This is a genomic window from Nesterenkonia pannonica, from assembly GCF_019575955.1.
Taxonomy (GTDB): Bacteria; Actinomycetota; Actinomycetes; order Actinomycetales; family Micrococcaceae; genus Nesterenkonia; species Nesterenkonia pannonica.
The window spans coordinates 881,403-899,251 of the sequence record NZ_CP080575.1; the positions used below are offsets into that span (position 1 = coordinate 881,403).

At 66.4% G+C, this 17,849-nt stretch carries 12 protein-coding genes and 9 pseudogenes; 13 read left to right on the top strand and 8 right to left on the bottom strand.

The annotated features are described in order from the left end of the window. Positions 1 to 28 precede the first annotated feature (28 nt). The 11 genes and pseudogenes from rbfA (at position 29) to K0H76_RS06640 (ending at position 7,907) form a co-directional block, all read left to right on the top strand. The gene (rbfA, locus tag K0H76_RS06590) at positions 29 to 415 is read left to right on the top strand and encodes a 30S ribosome-binding factor RbfA (protein WP_258934878.1); all 387 of its coding nucleotides are present in this window, start codon (positions 29 to 31) and stop codon (positions 413 to 415) included. An 87-nt stretch (positions 416 to 502) separates the two neighbouring features. Continuing rightward, positions 503 to 1,471: a tRNA pseudouridine(55) synthase TruB gene (gene truB / locus K0H76_RS06595; RefSeq protein WP_258934879.1), complete on the top strand. Its 969-nt coding sequence runs from the start codon at positions 503 to 505 to the stop codon at positions 1,469 to 1,471. A gap of 80 nt (positions 1,472 to 1,551) precedes the next feature. Next, positions 1,552 to 1,911 carry a hypothetical protein gene (locus K0H76_RS06600; RefSeq protein WP_258935350.1) on the top strand — a complete coding sequence of 120 codons (360 nt, stop codon included), beginning with the start codon at positions 1,552 to 1,554 and terminating at the stop codon, positions 1,909 to 1,911. A gap of 97 nt (positions 1,912 to 2,008) precedes the next feature. Further along, a complete protein-coding gene (locus K0H76_RS06605; RefSeq protein ID WP_146341842.1) occupies positions 2,009 to 2,377 on the top strand; it encodes a hypothetical protein in 369 nt (122 codons plus the stop codon). 9 nt (positions 2,378 to 2,386) lie between these two features. After that, positions 2,387 to 3,365, top strand: a pseudogene (locus K0H76_RS06610) (bifunctional riboflavin kinase/FAD synthetase). Positions 3,366 to 3,374: 9 nt separating this feature from the next. Next, the gene (locus tag K0H76_RS06615; protein ID WP_258934880.1) at positions 3,375 to 3,563 is read left to right on the top strand and encodes a hypothetical protein; all 189 of its coding nucleotides are present in this window, start codon (positions 3,375 to 3,377) and stop codon (positions 3,561 to 3,563) included. Positions 3,564 to 3,612: 49 nt separating this feature from the next. Continuing rightward, complete coding sequence (locus K0H76_RS06620; protein WP_258934881.1) at positions 3,613 to 3,921, top strand: class I SAM-dependent methyltransferase; 309 nt, start codon at positions 3,613 to 3,615, stop codon at positions 3,919 to 3,921. 25 nt (positions 3,922 to 3,946) lie between these two features. Further along, positions 3,947 to 4,246: a hypothetical protein gene (locus K0H76_RS06625; protein ID WP_258934882.1), complete on the top strand. Its 300-nt coding sequence runs from the start codon at positions 3,947 to 3,949 to the stop codon at positions 4,244 to 4,246. A gap of 83 nt (positions 4,247 to 4,329) precedes the next feature. Beyond that, positions 4,330 to 4,598 (top strand): annotated as a pseudogene (rpsO, locus tag K0H76_RS06630) (30S ribosomal protein S15). Positions 4,599 to 4,908: 310 nt separating this feature from the next. Next, positions 4,909 to 7,134, top strand: a pseudogene (locus K0H76_RS06635) (polyribonucleotide nucleotidyltransferase). A 127-nt stretch (positions 7,135 to 7,261) separates the two neighbouring features. Next, a pseudogene (locus K0H76_RS06640) lies at positions 7,262 to 7,907 on the top strand (TRIC cation channel family protein). Positions 7,908 to 7,978: 71 nt separating this feature from the next. Here K0H76_RS06640 and K0H76_RS06645 read toward each other — a convergent pair. From K0H76_RS06645 to metK, 6 genes and pseudogenes are all read right to left on the bottom strand, one after another. Further along, on the bottom strand, positions 7,979 to 8,446 hold the full coding sequence (locus K0H76_RS06645) for a pyridoxamine 5'-phosphate oxidase family protein (RefSeq protein ID WP_258934883.1): 468 nt from the start codon (positions 8,444 to 8,446) through the stop codon (positions 7,979 to 7,981). Positions 8,447 to 8,495: 49 nt separating this feature from the next. After that, a pseudogene (locus tag K0H76_RS06650) lies at positions 8,496 to 9,953 on the bottom strand (FAD-dependent oxidoreductase); the annotation flags it as partial. An 88-nt stretch (positions 9,954 to 10,041) separates the two neighbouring features. Next, complete coding sequence (locus tag K0H76_RS06655; protein ID WP_258934884.1) at positions 10,042 to 10,293, bottom strand: hypothetical protein; 252 nt, start codon at positions 10,291 to 10,293, stop codon at positions 10,042 to 10,044. 80 nt (positions 10,294 to 10,373) lie between these two features. Continuing rightward, positions 10,374 to 10,685 carry a hypothetical protein gene (locus K0H76_RS06660; RefSeq protein ID WP_258934885.1) on the bottom strand — a complete coding sequence of 104 codons (312 nt, stop codon included), beginning with the start codon at positions 10,683 to 10,685 and terminating at the stop codon, positions 10,374 to 10,376. Beyond that, positions 10,640 to 10,846, bottom strand: a complete 207-nt coding sequence (locus tag K0H76_RS06665) for a hypothetical protein (RefSeq protein WP_258934886.1) — start codon at positions 10,844 to 10,846, stop codon at positions 10,640 to 10,642. The genes K0H76_RS06660 and K0H76_RS06665 overlap by 46 nt, the downstream gene beginning before the upstream one ends. Before the next feature lie 15 nt (positions 10,847 to 10,861). Continuing rightward, positions 10,862 to 12,033: pseudogene (metK, locus tag K0H76_RS06670) on the bottom strand (methionine adenosyltransferase). A gap of 56 nt (positions 12,034 to 12,089) precedes the next feature. Here metK and ahcY point away from each other — a divergent pair. Together ahcY and K0H76_RS06680 are read left to right on the top strand one after the other, a co-directional pair. After that, positions 12,090 to 13,586 (top strand): annotated as a pseudogene (gene ahcY, locus K0H76_RS06675) (adenosylhomocysteinase). Positions 13,587 to 14,015: 429 nt separating this feature from the next. After that, positions 14,016 to 14,918 (top strand): Fic family protein, encoded by a 903-nt coding sequence (locus tag K0H76_RS06680; RefSeq protein WP_258934887.1) that lies wholly within the window; start codon positions 14,016 to 14,018, stop codon positions 14,916 to 14,918. A gap of 146 nt (positions 14,919 to 15,064) precedes the next feature. Here the strand turns inward: K0H76_RS06680 and K0H76_RS06685 are convergent. Both K0H76_RS06685 and K0H76_RS06690 read right to left on the bottom strand, forming a co-directional pair. Then, positions 15,065 to 16,351, bottom strand: a pseudogene (locus tag K0H76_RS06685) (alpha-hydroxy-acid oxidizing protein). Continuing rightward, positions 16,329 to 17,839 (bottom strand): annotated as a pseudogene (locus tag K0H76_RS06690) (rhamnulokinase). The pseudogenes K0H76_RS06685 and K0H76_RS06690 overlap by 23 nt, the downstream one beginning before the upstream one ends. Positions 17,840 to 17,849 lie beyond the last annotated feature (10 nt).

A 17,849-nucleotide genomic window follows, 5' to 3' on the forward strand; every position in this document is an offset into this window, starting at 1 on the left:
ATCCAGACCCTCTGAGAGGAGAGACACCATGGCAGATCCCGCACGCGCATCCCGGCTCGCGTCCCGCATCAAAGTGATCATCGCGGAGGCCCTGCGCTCCCGCATCAAGGACGACCGGGCTGAGCTGATCACCGTCACCGACGCCCGCGTCACCAACGACTTGCAGAACGCCACCATCTACTACACCGTGATGACCGCGGATGAGGATGAGAGAGGTGCCGCTGAGCACCTCCTGCGGGTCAACCAGGGGCTGCTGCGCAGCGAGATGGGACGCCAGCTGAGCGTCCGGCTGACCCCGACCCTGGAGTTCGTCGCCGACGAGATCCCCGAGTCGGCGGCTCACCTCGAGGACCTGCTGGCCAAGGCGCGCGAGCAGGACGAGAAGGTCCGCGAGCTCCGGAAGAACGCCGAGTAAGCGTCCTCTGAGTCCCCGTACCGCTCCGACGCTGATGCGGGCGAGGCCAACGCCGAGGGCGATCGCCCCTCTCCTGAGGACCGCTGATTGGGCAAGCGGCAGCGGCCTGAGGAGCTGGAGGTCGGCTCCGGGCTTGTCCTGGTGGACAAGCCCGCGGGCTGGACCAGCCACGACGTGGTCGGCAAGGTCCGCAAGCTGGCCGGGACCCGGAAGGTCGGCCACGCCGGCACTCTGGACCCCATGGCCACCGGGGTGCTGGTGGTCGGCATCAACAAGGCCACCCGGCTGCTGACCCACATCGTCGGCGTCGACAAGACCTACACGGCCACGATCCGCCTGGGCCAGGCCACCACCACCGACGACGCTGAGGGCGAGGCCCTGGAGACCCGCTACGCCAACGAGGTCTCGGCCGAGCGGGTCGAGGAGGCTGTCTCCAGGCTCACCGGTGAGCTGATGCAGGTGCCGTCGACGGTCTCGGCCATCAAGGTCGACGGTAAGCGCGCCTACGACCGGGCCCGTGCGGGCGAGTCGGTGGAGCTGGAGGCCAGGCCGGTGACGGTACACCGCTTCGCCGTGCAGGAGATCCGGCACATCGACGGCGGACGGTTCGTGGACCTGGATGTGGAGGTGCGCGTCTCCTCGGGCACCTATGTGCGGGCCCTGGCCCGTGATCTGGGCGAGATGCTGGACGTCGGCGGGCACCTGACTGCTCTGCGGCGCACCGCCGTGGGGCCCTACACGGAGGGCCAGTGCCTGAGCATCGAGCAGCTCAGCGAGGACTTCGGATACATCGGTCTGGCGGAGGCCGCTGGCCAGATCTTCCCTCGGCGCACGCTGGGTGCGGAGGAGGCTGAGCACCTGGGCCACGGGCGGCGCATCACCGCCTCCGGCTCGGAGGAGCTGACGGCCGCCTACGGACCCGACGGTGAGCTGGTGGCGCTGCTGCGGGACATTCCTGCCAAGCCCGGGGCGTCATCCTCTCCGGACGCTGCGGCTGCTGCGACGACGATCCCGCACGCCATGCACGCCAAGCCGGAGCTGGTCTTCGCGCCCTGAGGCCCCGTCCGGGGACACACGTCTGGGGAGTAGAATTCTGGCGGTTCAGCGGAAGGAGGTAACTTGTGGATCCCACGGTGATGTTCGTCATCGGCACGGCGATCTGTGCGCTCTCCACCCTGATCTGCTGGGTGATGACGGCTCTGAGCCCCGGCCCGGCGGACAGCAGCATCGTCTCGGTGGCCGCCATTGAGCTCTTCCTCATCGTCTATGGGATCTACGCGGGCATCAGGCAGGCCTTCGGCGGGGTCGGCATCGTCGGTGAGGCCTGGGAGTTCTGGGGCTACGTGCTGACCGCTGTGCTGCTGCCGGTGGGTGTGCTCATCTGGGCTGTGCTGGACAGGACCCGCTGGTCCAACCTGGTGATGAGCTTCGTCGGTCTGGTGGTCTTCGTCATGATCTACCGCTTGGAGGAGATATGGTTCGGCAGCGCTTTGTGAGCGGCAGGTCTGAGCGTGCGGGCGGGAGCCCTCTGAGGGGTCCGGTGCTGCGGATCCCGGCTTCGGAGAGAAGACGCCTCGGAACCGTGGTGCGGGGATGCTGATCATCACCGCGTACGGAGTGTTCGCGATCTCCAGCTTCGCTCGGGCGCTCTACCAGATCTCCACGAACTTTGAGGCCTCTCCGGTGGCGTACTCGCTGAGCGCCTTCGCGGCGGCGGTGTACATTCTGGCCACCTATGCCTTGGCGCACACCAGTGTGCTGTGGTGGAAGGTGGCACTGGCGGCGGTGCTGGTCGAGCTGATCGGCGTGATCGGCGTGGGCCTGTGGACGGTGCTGGAGCCTGAGCTGTTCAACCGGAGCACCGTGTGGAGCCACTTCGGGGCGGGGTACGGCTACATTCCGCTGATCCTGCCGTTCGTTGGGCTGCTCTGGCTTATGATCCACCGCCCGCGGAGCGCGTAGGGTAGGCGCGTGCAGATTTACCGCGGTCTTGAGCAGCTTCCTGCTGAGCCGGAGCCTTCAGCGATCACGATCGGCAATTTCGACGGCGTGCATCTGGGGCATCAGAAGGTCCTCAGCGCGCTGAGGGAGCAGGCTGCCCGCTACCAGGCGCGCTCTGTGGCGGTGACGTTCGATCCCCATCCGGCGTTCGTCCACCGGCCCGAGTCCACCCCGGAGCTGCTGACCGGCCTCGGCGAGAAGCTGGCCCGCATTAAGGCGGCCGGGGTGGATGCCGCCCTGGTGCTTCCGTACAACGAGGCGCTGTACATGCTCAGTGCGGAGGAGTTCGTCTCCCGGTACTTCGTGGACGCCCTCAACGCTGCGGCGGTGGTGGTGGGCCATGACATCCACTTCGGCCGCGCTCGCGACGGCGACTTCACCACCATGGTCGATCTGGGGGCCGGTACGGCTTCGACGTGGTCGGCGTGGACGATCTGGAGATCACCGGCGCCGACGGGGAGCAGCTGCACGCGCGGTGCTCCTCCACGGCGATCCGTTCGGCCCTGGCTGAGGGCGAGGTGGCGTCGGTGACGCGCATGCTGGGCCTAAGCCGCACGCTGTGGTGGGCGAGGTGGTCTACGGCTACGCCCGGGGGCGCGAGCTGGGCTTCCCCACCGCGAACCTGGCGGCGGACTCCGAAGGAATGATCCCGCCCGACGGTGTGTATGCCGGGTGGCTCTTCGACGAGTCCGGAACCCAGTGGCCTGCCGCGATCAGCGTGGGATCCAACCCCACGTTCGAGGCGGTGGAGCGTGTGGTCGAGGCACACGTGATTGATCGCAGCGACGCCAATATTGAGGATTTCGACCTCTATGGTCAGCACGTGCGCGTGGAGTTCCTCGAGCGTCTGCGCGGCATGGTCGCCTTCGAGGGGATCGAGAAGCTGTGCGTGCAGATGGCCGAGGATGTGGAGCAGACCCGCCGGGTGCTCGCCCAGCTCTCGGCGTGAGGTGAGGCCGTGAGCTCACCGCGGCGGCCCAAGGCCCGCACGGACGCTGCCCCGCTGATCACCAGCGCCGGGCGGCGTCGTACCCTCGGCGAATCGTTCTCGGATCAGGATCTTCAGCAGGCGCAGGCCTACGACGCGCTGCGCCCCACTACCCGGACGCCGCGGTCTCCGCGGTGCTGGGGAGCGGCGCGGTGCTGATCAGAGCGCTGAGCACGGAGCTGATGAGGCAGACCTCGGGATTGATGCCGTGGATCTGGGGGCAGGGACCGGGATCCTGTCCCGGCAGCTGCTGGCGGCCGGGGCGCGGGTGACGGCAGTGGAGCCCAGCGTGTCGATGACGGCCGTGATGGCCCAGCGGGCTGGGACCTGGCCGCTGACGGTGGTGAACGCCCCGGCGGAGGAGACCGGGCTGGTAGGCGCATCATTCGACGTGGTGGCCGCCGCGCAGGCGTGGCACTGGTTCGATCCTCTTCGGGCGCAGCAGGAGGCCGCACGGCTGCTCAGGCCCGGCGGCTTAGCTGGTTCTGCTCTGGAACTACATCGACACCTCGGATGAGACCGCGCACCGGCTGACCCGCATCATGCGGGCCGGTGATGTGTATCGGCCCGGGTGGGCGCCTGCTCTGGAGGCTTCGCTGTTCGGGTCTGCCCAGACGACGAAGCTTCGGTGGAGCCGCCGCATGACGGTGGAGGAGATGGTCGGCTATGCCCAGACGCTGAGCTCATGGCTGAGCGCCGACGAGGGCGAGCGTGAGCGCAGGCGGCGGAACCTGAGCGACTACCTGCAGGGGGAGCTGGGCCTGGGCGACGACACTGCGGTGCAGGTGCCGATGATCACCGCGGTCCACGTTGCTCCGGTGCACCGGCTCCAGTACAGTTGAGAAGTTGCCTGCTGCAGTCCGCGGCGGCTGGCAGCCCCTCGGGGCCGTCGTCTGATCGCGGTACAACGTCTGAGGAGACACCCATGGCTCTTGATCCCGCCGTGAAGCAGGAGATCATCAAGGAGTACGCCACCAAAGAGGGCGACACCGGCTCCCCGAGGTCCAGGTTGCTGTGCTGACCAAGCGCATCTCTGACCTGACCGAGCACCTCAAGGAGCACAAGCACGACCACCACACTCGCCGCGGCCTGATGCTGCTGGTGGGTCGCCGTCGTCGTCTGCTGAACTACCTGCAGCGCAATGACATCGAGCGCTACCGTGCGCTCATCAAGCGTCTGGGCATTCGCCGCTAGGCGAGCCACCAGCACTGCGCTTGAGCGACGGGCGGTCCCACACAGTTGGGGTCGCCCGTTTCTTATGCCAGACTGAGACTGTTCCCTGAAGGGGAGCAAGCACACCGAGAGCATCACTGCGTCGGCCTCTCCTATGGGGCTGGCACGTACGGCCCGCCTTCGCTGCGTGCAGGGTGCGGGTATGTCCGGTCCTCGGTAGTGGCTTCAGGAGATACGTCCTGGGGCTTCGATCGAAGACCGTCATGCCGCCCCGTCAGCAGGTCCGCTCTCGTGTGCATCGTTATGCAATCGAACATGAGAGGAAACCCCTATGACTGCACAGGCTGCAGCCCCTGAGGTTCACACCGCCGAGGCCGTCATCGACAACGGCCGCCACGGCACATCAACCATCCACTTCGAGACGGGCCGCCTGGCCAAGCAGGCCGTTTAGCTCCGTGCTGGTCACCCTCGACGAGGAGACCACCCTGCTCTCGGCGACCACCGTGGGCAAGCACCCCGCGAGGGCTTCGACTTCTTCCCCTGACGGTGGACGTCGAGGAGCGCATGTACGCCGCGGGCCGCATCCCCGGCAGCTTCTTCCGCCGTGAGGGCTTACCACCACGGACGCGATCCTGGCCTGCCGCCTGATCGACCGTCCCCTGCGTCCGGCCTTCACCAAGGGCATCCGCAACGAGGTCCAGGTGGTGGAGACGATCCTCTCCATCAACCCGGACGACCTCTACGACGTGGTGGCCATCAACGCCGCCTCCGCGTCCACTCAGCTCTCGGGCCTGCCGTTCAGCGGCCCCATCGGCGGCGTGCGCATCGCGCTGATCGACGACGGACAGGGCGCCGAGTGGGTCGCCTTCCCGAAGCACTCCCAGCTGCAGACCGCCATCTTCAACATGGTGGTGGTAAGCCGTGTGGTCGGCGACGACGTCGCCGTCATGATGGTTGAGGCCGAGGCCACGAACGACTCCTGGAAGCTCATCAAGGAGCAGGGCAAGCAGGCTCCCACCGAGGACATCGTCTCGGAGGGCCTGGAGGCCGCCAAACCGTTCATCAAGGTGCTGTGCGAGGCGCAGGCATCCCTGGTCGAGCGCGCTAAGCAGGACTCCGTCGACGTGCCGATCTTCAAGGACTACCAGGACGACGTGCTGGAGGCCGTGACGAGCGCCGCTGAGGAGAAGCTCACCGGCATCTACCAGATCGCTGACAAGCAGCAGCGCGAGTCCGCTGATGCTCAGTACAAGTCGGAGCTGGTCGAGGAGCTCGCCGGCGAGGGCAAGCAGTTCGAGGGCCGCGGCGGCGAGGTCGGCAAAGCCCTGGGCGCGGTGACCAAGCAGGTCATCCGTCAGCGCATCCTGCGTGACCAGTTCCGCATCGACGGCCGCGGCCTGACGGACATCCGACAGCTGACCGCTGAGGTCGAGGTGCTGCCCCGCGTGCACGGCTCGGCGATCTTCGAGCGCGGCGAGACCCAGATCATGGGTGTCACCACGCTGAACATGCTGAAGATGGAGCAGACCATCGACAGCCTCTCCCCGGAGAACACCAAGCGGTACATGCACAACTACAACTTCCCGCCCTACTCCACGGGCGAGACGGGCCGCGTGGGCTCCCGAAGCGCCGCGAGATCGGACACGGCGCCCTGGCAGAGCGCGCCATGGTGCCGGTGCTGCCCTCGCGTGAGGAGTTCCCTACGCGATCCGCCAGGTCTCTGAGGCGCTGGGCTCCAACGGCTCCACGTCGATGGGCTCGGTCTGCGCCTCGACCCTGTCGCTGCTGAACGCCGGTGTGCCGCTGAAGGCCTCCGTGGTAAGCATCGCCATGGGCCTGGTCTCGGACGAGGTGGACGGGGAGACCCGCTACGCCGCCCTGACCGACATCCTGGGCGCTGAGGACGCGTTCGGCGACATGGACTTCAAGGTCGCTAAGCACCAGCGAGTTCATCACCGCGATCCAGCTGGACACCAAGCTCGACGGAATCCCCGCCTCGGTGCTCTCCGCAGCGCTGAAGCAGGCCCGCGAGGCCCGGCTGCACATCCTCAGCGTGATCAACGCTGCGATCGACGCACCGGACGAGATGGCGGCCACTGCGCCTCGGATCATCTCGGTGTCCGTGCCGGTGGACAAGATCGGTGAGGTCATCGGCCCGAAGGGCAAGATGATCAACCAGATCCAGGAGGACACCGGCGCTGACATCTCCATCGAGGATGACGGCACGGTCCTGATCGGCGCCACGGACGGCGAGTCCGCTGACGCTGCCCGTTCAGCCATCAACGCCATCGCGAACCCGACGGTTCCTGAGGTGGGCGAGCGGTACCTGGGCACGGTGGTGAAGCTGACCACCTTCGGCGCGTTCATCTCGCTGACCCCGGGCAAGGACGGCCTGCTGCACATCTCTGAGCTCAAGAAGCTCAACGAGGGCAAGCGCGTGGAGGACGTCGAGGACGTCCTGGGCGTGGGTCAGAAGATCCAGGTCGAGCTGGCCAAGATCGATGATCGCGGCAAGCTCTCCCTCATCCCTGTGGTGGACGAGGACGCTTCGGAGTAAGCGAGAAGAAGTCGGTCAACCAGGTCAACGAGGAGCCTGCCGAGTAAGCACCGGCTCACTGTTCGATCCGGAATCGGCCGGGACCCTTTCGGGGTCCCGGCCTTCCTATGCGATGAAAGGGAGGCCGATGCCTCTTGCTGAGGTTCTGCTGGCTCTTGAGCTGATCGGCACGTTCGCGTTTGCGGTCTCAGGCGCGCTGCTGGCGGCGAAGAAGGGCGTGGACATCATCGGCTCCCTGCTGCTGGCCAGCCTGGCGGGCCTCGGCGGCGGTGTCATCCGTGACGTCATCCTCAACGAGGGTGTGCCGACGGCCTTCGCGGCGCCGCAGTACCTGATCCCGGTGGTGGTGGCGGTGACGGCGGTCTACGTGCGCGCCATCCGGGAGGATCGGCTGCGCAGGACCCTGCTGGTCTTCGACGCGGTCGGGCTGTCGGTCTTCTGCGTCATGGGCACGTCGATCGCCTTCGCGGCGGGCCTGAATCCGGTGGCGGCGGCCCTGCTGGGGCTGACCACGGCGGTGGGCGGCGGCATCCTCAGGGATGTGGTCGCCAACGAGATCCCGGAGATCTTCAACCCCAAGGGCGTGTATGCGGTGCCAAGCGATGCTGGGCTCGGCGGTGACTGTGACGGCGCTGGAGCTGGGGTTCTTCAACGGCTTCGCGGCGGTGGGCACGGCGGCTGCGGTGTTCGTGTTCCGGTTCGTGGCGCTGCGGCGCGCATGGACGGTCCCTTTGGCAGTGCACGGCAGGCAGCAGAAAGGCACCGCCGACTGATCCTCGGATCAGCCTGGCGGTGCCTGATGCTGCAGGGCTTCGCGCCCCAGCGCTGGTGGGGCTTTAGAGGTTCACTGCGCCCTGGTCGCCCATGTTGGGCTGTCCGCTGCTGACGGCGGCTGCGGCGAGCTTGACCAGGCGCACGGCCTTTCCTGGGCCCTCCCAGTAGTGGGCCGACTCGGGGTCACGCGCAGCAGGGCGGCGCGGGGGTCGTCTGCTGCGTCGCTGAAGTAGGCTTCGGCGCCCATGTCCTTCAGCTGCTCGCGCTTCTCCTCGTCTTTGACGACGTCTGCTGTCTTAAGCCACGGAGATCCAGGTCTTGTCAGCGCTGAACGCGAGGTTGACCTGGCCTTCTCCGAGGACCTCTGCGACCTTGTCCGAGTCCAGGGTGTGAAGAACCAGACGTGGTGGTCGTCGTCGATCGCGGAGATCGACATGGGGCGTGAGACCAGCAGTCCCGAGGCGTCCACGGTGGTGAACATGCAGGTGCCGATGTCGTTCATCCGGTCGATGAGGTCTGATGCGTTGAGTTCGCTCATTGTTCTCCTTGTGTGGGGTGTTCAGGTGTCCAGCGTGGTGAGGCCGCGCAGCGGGGCCCTCAAGAATGTTGCCCTCAGCGTCGAAGCGCGAGGCGTGCAGGGGCAGTCCCAGGTGCACTCGGCGTCGTTCCAGCTGAGGATGCCTCCGAGGTGCGGGCACACGGCGGAGACTTTGCGCGTGGTGCCGTCCACGGTGGAGACGGCCACGGGGCGCCGTTCTCCCGGCCGACGATGCCGTGCCCGTCGGCCGGGGCCTGCGCGGGCAGCGAGCGGAGTTCGGCGCCAGCCCAGTCCTTGGTCATCTGCACGCCGATCTCGAGGTTGTCCTTCACCCCGGTGGCGATGCCGCTGGCGGTGGCGGAGCGCTGGGTGATGGCTTCGGCCCAGTGGGTCTGTCCTTCGAGGATCTGTGAGGAGATGGCCAGTGCGGCGGCGACGCCGTTGGTCATGCCCCACTTGTTGTAGCCGGTGGCGACGTAGGTGCTCTCGCCGCCCAGGGGCAGCTTGCCGAAGAAGGGCACGTAGTCGGCGGGCCGGTAGTCCTGGGCGGACCAGGCGTGGGTGCGCTCGGCGCCGGGGAAGTGCGCGAACGTCCATTCGTCGATCTGGTCGACGGCGGCCTGGTGGGATTCGGCGCGGCCGACGACGTGGCCGTTGCCGCCGACCAGCAGCAGCTCCTCGCCGTCGATGGTGGCGGTGCGGGTGCTGAGGCTGGGGAGTCCACAGCCAGGTACATGCCTTGGGAATGTCTGTGCCTTCGGGCATCCGGTAGGCCAGCGAGTAGGAGCGCTGGCCCTTCATCTTGGCGAAGTATCCGCCGCGGTCGAGGATGGGCGCTCCGGTGGCGAGGATGAGGTGGTCGGCGCTGATCTGCCCGGCGGTGGTGTCGATCGTGGTGGGCTGCGCGGAGTCCGCGTCAATGACCCGCGTGTTCTCAATGATGGTCCCGCCGCGGGTGCGCAGCTCGTAAGCGAGGGCGTCGAGGACTTCGGTGGGGTGGATCTGCGCCTGATCGTCGAGCGCGATGGCACCTGCCACCTCATGGGGCAGTTCGGTGTCCTGCACCCAGTAGGCGCCGATGCTGGCGGCTCGTGCCGCTTCGAGCTCGCGCGCCAGGTGGGGAGGCCCTCGTCGGTGTTCGCGTAGGTGTAGGCGGTGCGCCGCTGGTACTCGAGGCCGTGGTCGTCCATCCAGCGCAGCAGCCAGGCCTGGCCCTCTCGGTTCGCCTCAGCGTAGGCCTGGAGCACCTCGTCGGACTGGTGGCTGCGGATGCTGGCGAAGTTGGTGCCCTGCAGCAGGAGACCTTCGCGGTGGTGTTGCCGGTGGCGGCGGCGCCGATGGTGCGCGCTTCGAGGACGGCGACCCGGTGGCCCGCTCGGGCGAGCAGCACTCCTGCCATGAGCCCGGTGAGCCCAGCGCCCGCGACCACAGTGTCGTAGTGGGTGCCGGGGGTGAGGGTCTCAGTGGGCGTGGTGACGGGGTGGGTGTCGAACCACAGTGAGCGCATCAGGGGTCCTTCGGTCGAGGTCAGTGCCTAGCCACGTCCCTCATCCTGGTGAACGGACCTGGCCGTCAGCCGAATGCTTGCAGGTCAGTCACTTGGAGCTCCCGTCAGGGCTGGGTGAGGAACACGTCGGCGTAGTACCAGCCGTCGGCTTCCAGCCCGGTGGGGTCAGGCCCCGCTTCTCGGTCTCCTTCACGGCCTGGGTGTGCTCGTCCTGGCTGACGAACTGCCGCTGGCGCAGGTGTGCGCCGGGCTGGCGCGTGAGGGTGACGCCGAAGCGGGCGAAGGCTTCCTGGATGGGGCCCATGTCGAACTGCCGCAGGGCGAAGAGGGCTGCGCGCACCTCGCCGGGACGCTCGAGGCATTCGAGGACCCGGGTGATGGTGGCGTCGGTGATGTAGCTGATGCCGCCGGTGCACGTGATCAGCTGGGTGCCGCGGATGCCTTCAGCCAGGCTCGCAGACGGGGCGTGCTCTTCGAGGTTCTCGGCCCACCCGGCCTCCAGCAGGCGGCGCCGGTCGCGTAGTCGATGGCGGGCTGGGAGATGTCGAGCCCGCGGATCTGGGCCCGCTGGCGGCGCAGTGAGGCGTAGAAGTCCCGGTCCTGGGCGATGAGGTCGGCGGGAGCTACCTCGTCGAGGGCTGGGTCTTGGTACCGGGCCCGCAGCTGCCAGAGGGAGGCGGTGTGGTTCAGCAGCATGGCGTTGAAGCCGTAGGAGCAGCAGAGGTCCAGCACCTGGGTGCTTTCGGGTGCAATAGGCGGGCAGCTGCGGGAGGATCCAGGGCAGCGCGTTCTGGGGACCTGGTAGTCGTACTGGGAGAGCTCGCGCAGGTAGCCGCGGGGTCCGGGGCGGTGTAGATGTCGGTGAAGGAGGCTTTGTAGCCGAGGGTGCTCATATGGTTCCGAAGGTGTCAGGCGTTGAAGTGGGAGCGGAGGGCGTCGACCCGGTTGGTCTGCTCCCAGGGGAACGCGGCGTGGCCGAAGTGGCCGTTCTTGGCCGTCTCGGCGTACATGGGGCGCTTGAGGTCGAGGTCTTCGATGATGCCCAGGGGTCGCAGGTCGAAGACCTCGCGGATGGCGTCGGAGATCTGGCCGGGGTCCACCTGTTCGGTGCCGAAGGTTTCGACGTAGATGCCCACGGGGTGGGCGCGTCCGATGGCGTAGGCGATCTGGATCTCGGCGCGGTCGGCCAGCCCGGCGGCGACGACGTTCTTCGCCACCCACCGCATGGCGTAGGCGGCGGAGCGGTCCACCTTGGAGGGTCCTTGCCGGAGAAGGCGCCGCCGCCGTGGCGGGCGAACCCGCCGTAGGTGTCGACGATGATCTTGCGGCCGGTGAGCCCTGCGTCGCCGACCGGTCCGCCGATGACGAAGGGTCCGGAGGGTTGATGATCTCGTCGACGCTGCTGATGTCGAGGTCGGCGCCCTGCATCACCGGGGCGATGACGTGCTCGCTGATCTCGGCCTGCAGCTGCTCCTGGCTGGTCTCTGCAGTGTGCTGGGTGGAGACCACCACGGTGTCGAGGGCAACGGGCCTGTCCCCGTCGTAGCGGACGGTCACCTGGGTCTTGCCGTCGGGGCGCAGGTGATCCAGCAGCCCGGACTGGCGCACGTGGGTGAGCCTCGCGGAGAGCCGGTGGGCCAGTGCGATGGGGGTGGGCATGTAGGTGTCGGTCTCGTTGGTGGCGTAGCCGAACATGATGCCCTGGTCCCCGGCGCCCTGGGCGTCGCGGGGTCGGCGGCGCCGCCGCGCGCCTCCAGGGAGTTGAAGACTCCTCCGGCGATGTCGGGGACTGCTGGCCGATGCTCACGGAGACGCCGATGCGTTCGCCGTCGAACCCGTTGGCGGAGGAGTCGTAGCCGATGCCGGTGATGGTGTCGCGGACGATGGATGGGATCTCGACGTACCCGGAGGTGGTGACTTCCCCGGCCACGTGGACCAGCCCGGTGGTGGTCAGCGACTCGACGGCGACCCGCGAGTTGGGGTCGACGGTGAGGAGCGCGTCGAGGATGGCGTCGGAGACCTGGTCGCAGATTTTGTCCGGGTGGCCGATGGTCACCGATTCGGAGCTGAACAGGCGCATTGCGTTGGAAGTCACCGGATCAGAGTACCCGCGCGCGGGCCGGATAGGCTGGCTCCATGACGACTTTTGACTACAGGATCGCTGACATCTCGCTGCATGAGGCTGGCCGCCACCAGATTCGGCTGGCTGAGCACGAGATGCCGGGCCTGATGGCGCTGCGCGAGGAGTATGGGGAGTCAAGCCGCTGGCGGGGCTCGCATTGCTGGTTCGCTGCACATGACGGTGCAGACGGCTGTGCTGATTGAGACGCTGACGGCCTTGGGCGCGGAGGTCCGCTGGGCTTCCTGCAACATCTTCTCCACGCAGGATGAGGCTGCGGCCGCTGTGGTGGTGGGCCCCGGCGGCACCGCGGAGAGCCCGCAGGGCGTGCCGGTGTTCGCGTGGAAGAACGAGACGCTGGAGGACTACTGGTGGACGGCCACCCAGATCTTCAACTGGCCGGGTGCTGACGCGGACCCGTCTAAGGGCGCGAACATGATTCTTGATGACGGCGGGGATGCGACCCTGCTGGTGCACAAGGGTGCCGAGTTTGAGGCGGTAGGCGGCGTGCCCTCAGGCCAGGAGGATGACCCGGAGGAGTACCGCATCATCCTGGAGACTCTGCGCCGCTCGTTGGGGAGAACCCGCAGCGGTGGACGAACGTGGCCGAGCAGCTGCTGGGTGTCACGGAGGAGACCACCACGGGTGTGAACCGGCTGTACCAGCTGGCCCGTGAGGACAAGCTGCTGTTCCCGGCGATCAACGTCAATGACGCGGTGACCAAGTCGAAGTTCGACAACAAGTACGGGATCCGGCACAGCCTGCCGGACGGCATCATGCGCGCCACCGATGTGCTCCTGGCAGGCAAGACGGCTGTGATCTGCGGCTACGGCGATGTGGGCAAGGGTGCTGCGGAGGCGCTGCGCGGTCAGGGCTCGCGGGTGGTGGTCACTGAGGTGGACCCGATCAACGCGCTGCAGGCGGCCATGGACGGCTTCCAGGTCCAGACGCTGGATCAGGTGGTGGAGCAGGGCGACATCTTCGTCACCACCACCGGCGGCAAGGATATCGTCACGCTGGATCACATGCGCCGCATGAAGGACAAGGCGATTGTGGGCAACGTGGGCCACTTCGACAACGAGATCGACATGGCTGGGCTGGAGCGTCTCCAGGGTGTGAAGCGTGTGGAGATCAAGCCGCAGGTGCATGAGTTCGTGTGGCCGCAGGCTGACCAGAATGAGGCGGGCACCCGGAGCATCATTGTGCTCTCGGAGGGGCGTCTGCTGAACCTGGGCAACGCGACCGGGCACCCAAGCTTTGTGATGAGCGCGTCGTTCACCAACCAGGTGATGGCCCAGGTGGAGCTGTTCGCGAAGTCCCACAAGGCTGACTACGACGGGGTGGATGCGTACCAGAACCAGGTGTATGTGCTGCCGAAGCTGCTGGATGAGAAGGTCGCGCGCCTGCACCTGGACGCACTGGGCGTGACGCTCACGGAGCTGTCCAAGGACCAGGCCGACTACCTCGGCGTGGATGTGGCCGGGCCGTTCAAACCGGACCACTACCGCTACTGAGCCGCCCCTTCGAGCAGCTGAGCAAGGCCCCGTCGGTCATGAACCGGCGGGGCCTTGTCGTGGGATCTGGGAACTCGTTAATCCCAGAAAGGCCGCACTTTTGGGGTTAGCGGGTATTCTCATCCCATGAGTGAGGCAGAAGGTTTCGGTGGCCTGCCCGTTCAACCGGCGGATCTGCTGGTGCGTCCGTGGGCGCAGTCGGTCCCGGGCGGGACGCGGGCTGACAAGGAGCTTCGGGCGATTGAGGTGTCAGTTCCTGCCCGGATATCGGATCTGCAGCTGAGCCTGTCGGCTGGCCTTGTCGCTGAGTGTGAAGATGCTCTGCGGTCTGTCGCCGCGTTGGATCACGAGCACGGCGCGAGTCTGAGGCCCTTGAGCGGCATGCTGCTGCGGGCTGAATCCATTGCGAGCTCGAAGATTGAGCATGAGATGGCAACTGTTGAGGACTATGCGCGGGCGCTGCATGGTGTGAAGTCCAACGAGTCTGCTGTCTCGATGGCTCAGGCAACAGGGGCCATCAATCATCTGGTGCAGAACGGGCCCACGGAGGAGGCCGTGCTTCAGGCCCACTCGGAGCTGATGCGGCATGATCGTACTGAATCGTTGTATGCAGGCCGCTGGAGGGACGTCCAGAACTGGATCGGTGGTTCTGACTATTCGCCCAGGGGCGCTGACTATGTGCCGCCGCCTCCGGATCATGTGGAGGGCTTGGTGGAGGATCTCTTCGCCTTCTCCTGCAGAGACGACATCCCGGTCCTGGTGCAGGCGTCGATTGCCCATGCTCAGCTGGAGGCGATTCATCCCTTCACGGATGGTAATGGCCGTATTGGTCGGGCGCTGGCGTCGGCGATTATGCGCAGACGAGGCTCCACGGAGCACGTGACGGTTCCTGTGGCGGCTGCTCTGTATGCGAAGCGTGACGAGTATTTCGGGGCACTGAATGAGTATCACGGTGGGGACGCGGAGCCCATCATCCGGCTCTTCTCGTTGTCCGCGCGGGTGGCTGCCGACGAATCGTCGACGACGGCTCAGCTCCTGCGGCTTCTGCCGGACCTTTGGCGCAAGGAGATGGGCGGCCCGCGGTCTGGCAGCGCCATGGACGTCGTGCTGGCGCGTATGGAGAGGAACCCTGTGTTTACCGACGCCGATCTTGAGGACGATCTGGGCCTGTCGGACAGCAGCGCTCACCGTGTGGTCGCAGCGCTGCGCGACGCTGGGCTGATCCGTGCTCTGACGGAGCGGAAGCGCAACCGGGTGTGGGCGGCCTCGGAAGTGCTGGATGAGCTGGGTGACCTGGAGCTCCGAATCGGTGCCCGTATGAAGGGTCGCTAGGCGCATCCGGCCGCTGCGCCGGTGACAATCGACTGGTCAGTGGAAGACCGCCGAGTGCGGTGTGGCGACGTCGGTTGTTGAATTAATACCTGGGCCGGGGTCCATAGGGCGTTCCATGGCGGCTGGCGCGGTCATCCCTCTGAATATCAACGGTGTCGATCAACAGGGACCAAGCGCGTCAACTGTGTGACGTGTTCCGGTCGCAGTTCGCTGAGGTCAGCGACCTGCAGCAGCTTCATGGTCCGCTCGACTTGCTCCGCCAGTATCTCAATAGCACGATCCACACCGGCCCGGCCACCGGCCATCAGCCCGTAAAGGTATGCACGGCCCACAAACGTGTACTTCGCCCCATGTGCCACAGCGGAGACGATGTCTGCGCCGTTCATGATTCCGGTGTCCAGCCCGATCTCCACTTCGGAGCCAACCTCACGGGCCACCTTAGGCAGGAGGTGGAACGGGACTGGGGCGCGGTCCAGCTGCCGCCCGCCGTGATTCGACAGGACTATCCCATCGACCCCCAGGTCGGCGAGCTTCTTGGCGTCCTCCACATTCTGCACACCTTTGACCACCAACTTGCCGGGAAAGAGCTCCCGGATGATCGCGAGATCTTCGAACGAGATGGACGGATCCATGGCTTTGTCCAGCAGCTCACCGACGGTGCCCCCAGTGCTGGAGAGTGACGCGAATTCCAGGGGCGGCGTCGTCAGGAAGTCGAACCACCACCACGGCCGGGAATCGCGTTCAGGACGGTGCCGAGGCTCAGCTGCGGCGGAATAGAGAAGCCGTTGCGCTTATCCCGCAGCCGCGCCCCGCAACCGGAGTGTCGACGGTGAAGAACAGGGTGTCGAAGCCTGCTGCCGCTGCCCTCTCGGTCAACGCATAAGAGATTTCTCGGTCCTTCATCACGTAGAGCTGGAACCAATTGCGTCCGTGCGGATTGACAGCCTGAACGTCCTCAATAGACGTGGTGCCGAGAGTGGAGAGTGTGAATGGAATTCCGGCCGCTCCGGCAGCGGACGCTCCGGCAATCTCACCCTCCGTGTGCATCAGACGGGTGAATCCGGTTGGCCCGATCGCGAACGGCAGGGAAGAGGGCCCGCCCATGATGTCGGACGACATGTCAACGGATGTGATTCTGCGGAGAATCGAGGGATTGAACTCCACATCCTGGAAAGCCTGGCGGGCGCGGTTCAATGACAGCTCGCCCTCAGCGGCGCCGTCGGTGTAGTCGAAGGCAGCTTTAGGCGTGCGACGCTTCGCGATCTTGTAGAGATCTTCGATAGTCAGGGCAGCACTCAGGCGACGACGCGAGGCGTTGAAGTCGAACTTCTTGAACTTCATGAGGGCGCGAGATCCGCAGGCTTGGGCAGCTGACGCTGCACCCGTTGCCGGGTTCGAGTCTGCGAGGCCCTAGGGGTCGACTGATCCGACATGTTCTCTCCTCTGCGCGGCGACACTGCTGCCTCCGCTTTCGGCAGCCCGTGAGATGCGGGGCTGGTAGGTGGTCAGCTGTTGAGTGCGGGCAATGAGCCCACGGAGATCCTCCAAGGTGCCTTCGATGGTGCCCGCGGTGCGGGCTTGGATCAGAAGGTTGCCGATGGCCGTGGCCTCTACGGGGTAAGCGATGACAGGGCATCCGGATCTGTCAGCGGTCGCCTGACAGAGGAGCGGGTTGAGACTGCCGCCGCCGACCAGGTGAATGGCGTCCACCGGCCTGCGGGCGAGCGTTCCGGCCGTCATGACAGCATCGGCGAACCCTTGGGCTATCGACTCCACAATGCTGCGGATCACCTCAGCTCGGGAAGCCGGGGCTGGCAGCCCCTGCTCGGAGCAGACATCAGCGATTCGTGCAGGCATATCTCCGGGTGGGACGAACCTCGGATCCTGCACGTCGAAGATTGCAGCCCGATCCTCTGGGACAGCAGCAGCTGCTTCCAGGAGCTCAGACAGGGTCTGCTGGTGCCCCTCAGCCCGCTTCCATGCCGTGAGAGTCTCGGACAGTAACCAGGTTCCCATCACGTTCGTGAGGAACCGGGTACGGCCGTCTACACCGCCCTCGTTGGTGAAGTTCGCCTCTCGCGAGGCCTCTGTCACCACGGGGTGGTCCAGTTCCAGGCCGACCAGTCCCCACGTCCCGCAGGAGATGTACGCGGCGTTGGGTGTCGACAGCGGCGTCCCGACCACGGCCGACGCCGTGTCGTGGGAGCCGACCAGTGTGACGGCGAGGCTCGCTTGCCCCACGACCTCACTCAGTTCGGGACGAACGTTGCCCAGCGTGGTGCCGGGTGCGGCTACTGGGGCGAATAGTGCGTCTGAGATGCCCAGTGTGCGCATGAGGTCGGTGTCCCAGGCTCGTGTGTGTACGTCTAAGAGGCCTGTGGTGGAGGCGTTGGTCTGCTCGGTCAGCACTTCTCCGGTGAGCCAGTACCCGAGCAGGTCCGGGACGAGCAGCAGCTGGTCGGCCAGGGCAGGAGTTCCTCGGCCGCCAGCTGATAGAGGGTGTTGAACGGCAGAAACTGCAACCCGCAGCGTCCATACAGCTCTGCGAAGGGTGTCGTCCGGTGAATCTGCTCGACGCCTGAACGGGTCCGTCCATCTCGGTAGTGGAACGGTGTGCCCAGCAGACTTCGTCTCTCCGGTGCTTAGCCCCTGAGCAGTCCGTAGTCCACCGCCCAGGAGTCAACGCCGAGGGACGTCAGTCCACCGTCGCCGCGGGTTTCACGCACAGCGGCGGCGAGGCCTTCCAGCGCGTGCTGGAAGAGGCCCACGAGGTCCCAGTGCAGCCCATCAGGCAGATGGACCACACTGTTGGGGAACCGAGCAGCCTCGCGCAGCTCGAGGGTCTCCGGCCCGATGCGCCCGAGCATCACGCGACCGGAGGACGCTCCAAGGTCGACTGCTGCGTGCCATGTAGTACCCATAGTGAGTGGT

What these genes read in the sequence shown, in the direction of transcription:
- K0H76_RS06645 (WP_258934883.1), bottom strand. Translation starts at nt 8,446, where the DNA reads ATGAGCGAACTCAACGCATCAGACCTCATCGACCGGATGAACGACATC.
- K0H76_RS06605 (WP_146341842.1), top strand. Translation starts at nt 2,009, where the DNA reads ATGCTGATCATCACCGCGTACGGAGTGTTCGCGATCTCCAGCTTCGCT.
- K0H76_RS06665 (WP_258934886.1), bottom strand. Translation starts at nt 10,846, where the DNA reads ATGAGCACCCTCGGCTACAAAGCCTCCTTCACCGACATCTACACCGCC.
- K0H76_RS06680 (WP_258934887.1), top strand. Translation starts at nt 14,016, where the DNA reads ATGGCAACTGTTGAGGACTATGCGCGGGCGCTGCATGGTGTGAAGTCC.
- K0H76_RS06600 (WP_258935350.1), top strand. Translation starts at nt 1,552, where the DNA reads ATGTTCGTCATCGGCACGGCGATCTGTGCGCTCTCCACCCTGATCTGC.
- K0H76_RS06625 (WP_258934882.1), top strand. Translation starts at nt 3,947, where the DNA reads ATGCGGGCCGGTGATGTGTATCGGCCCGGGTGGGCGCCTGCTCTGGAG.
- rbfA (WP_258934878.1), top strand. Translation starts at nt 29, where the DNA reads ATGGCAGATCCCGCACGCGCATCCCGGCTCGCGTCCCGCATCAAAGTG.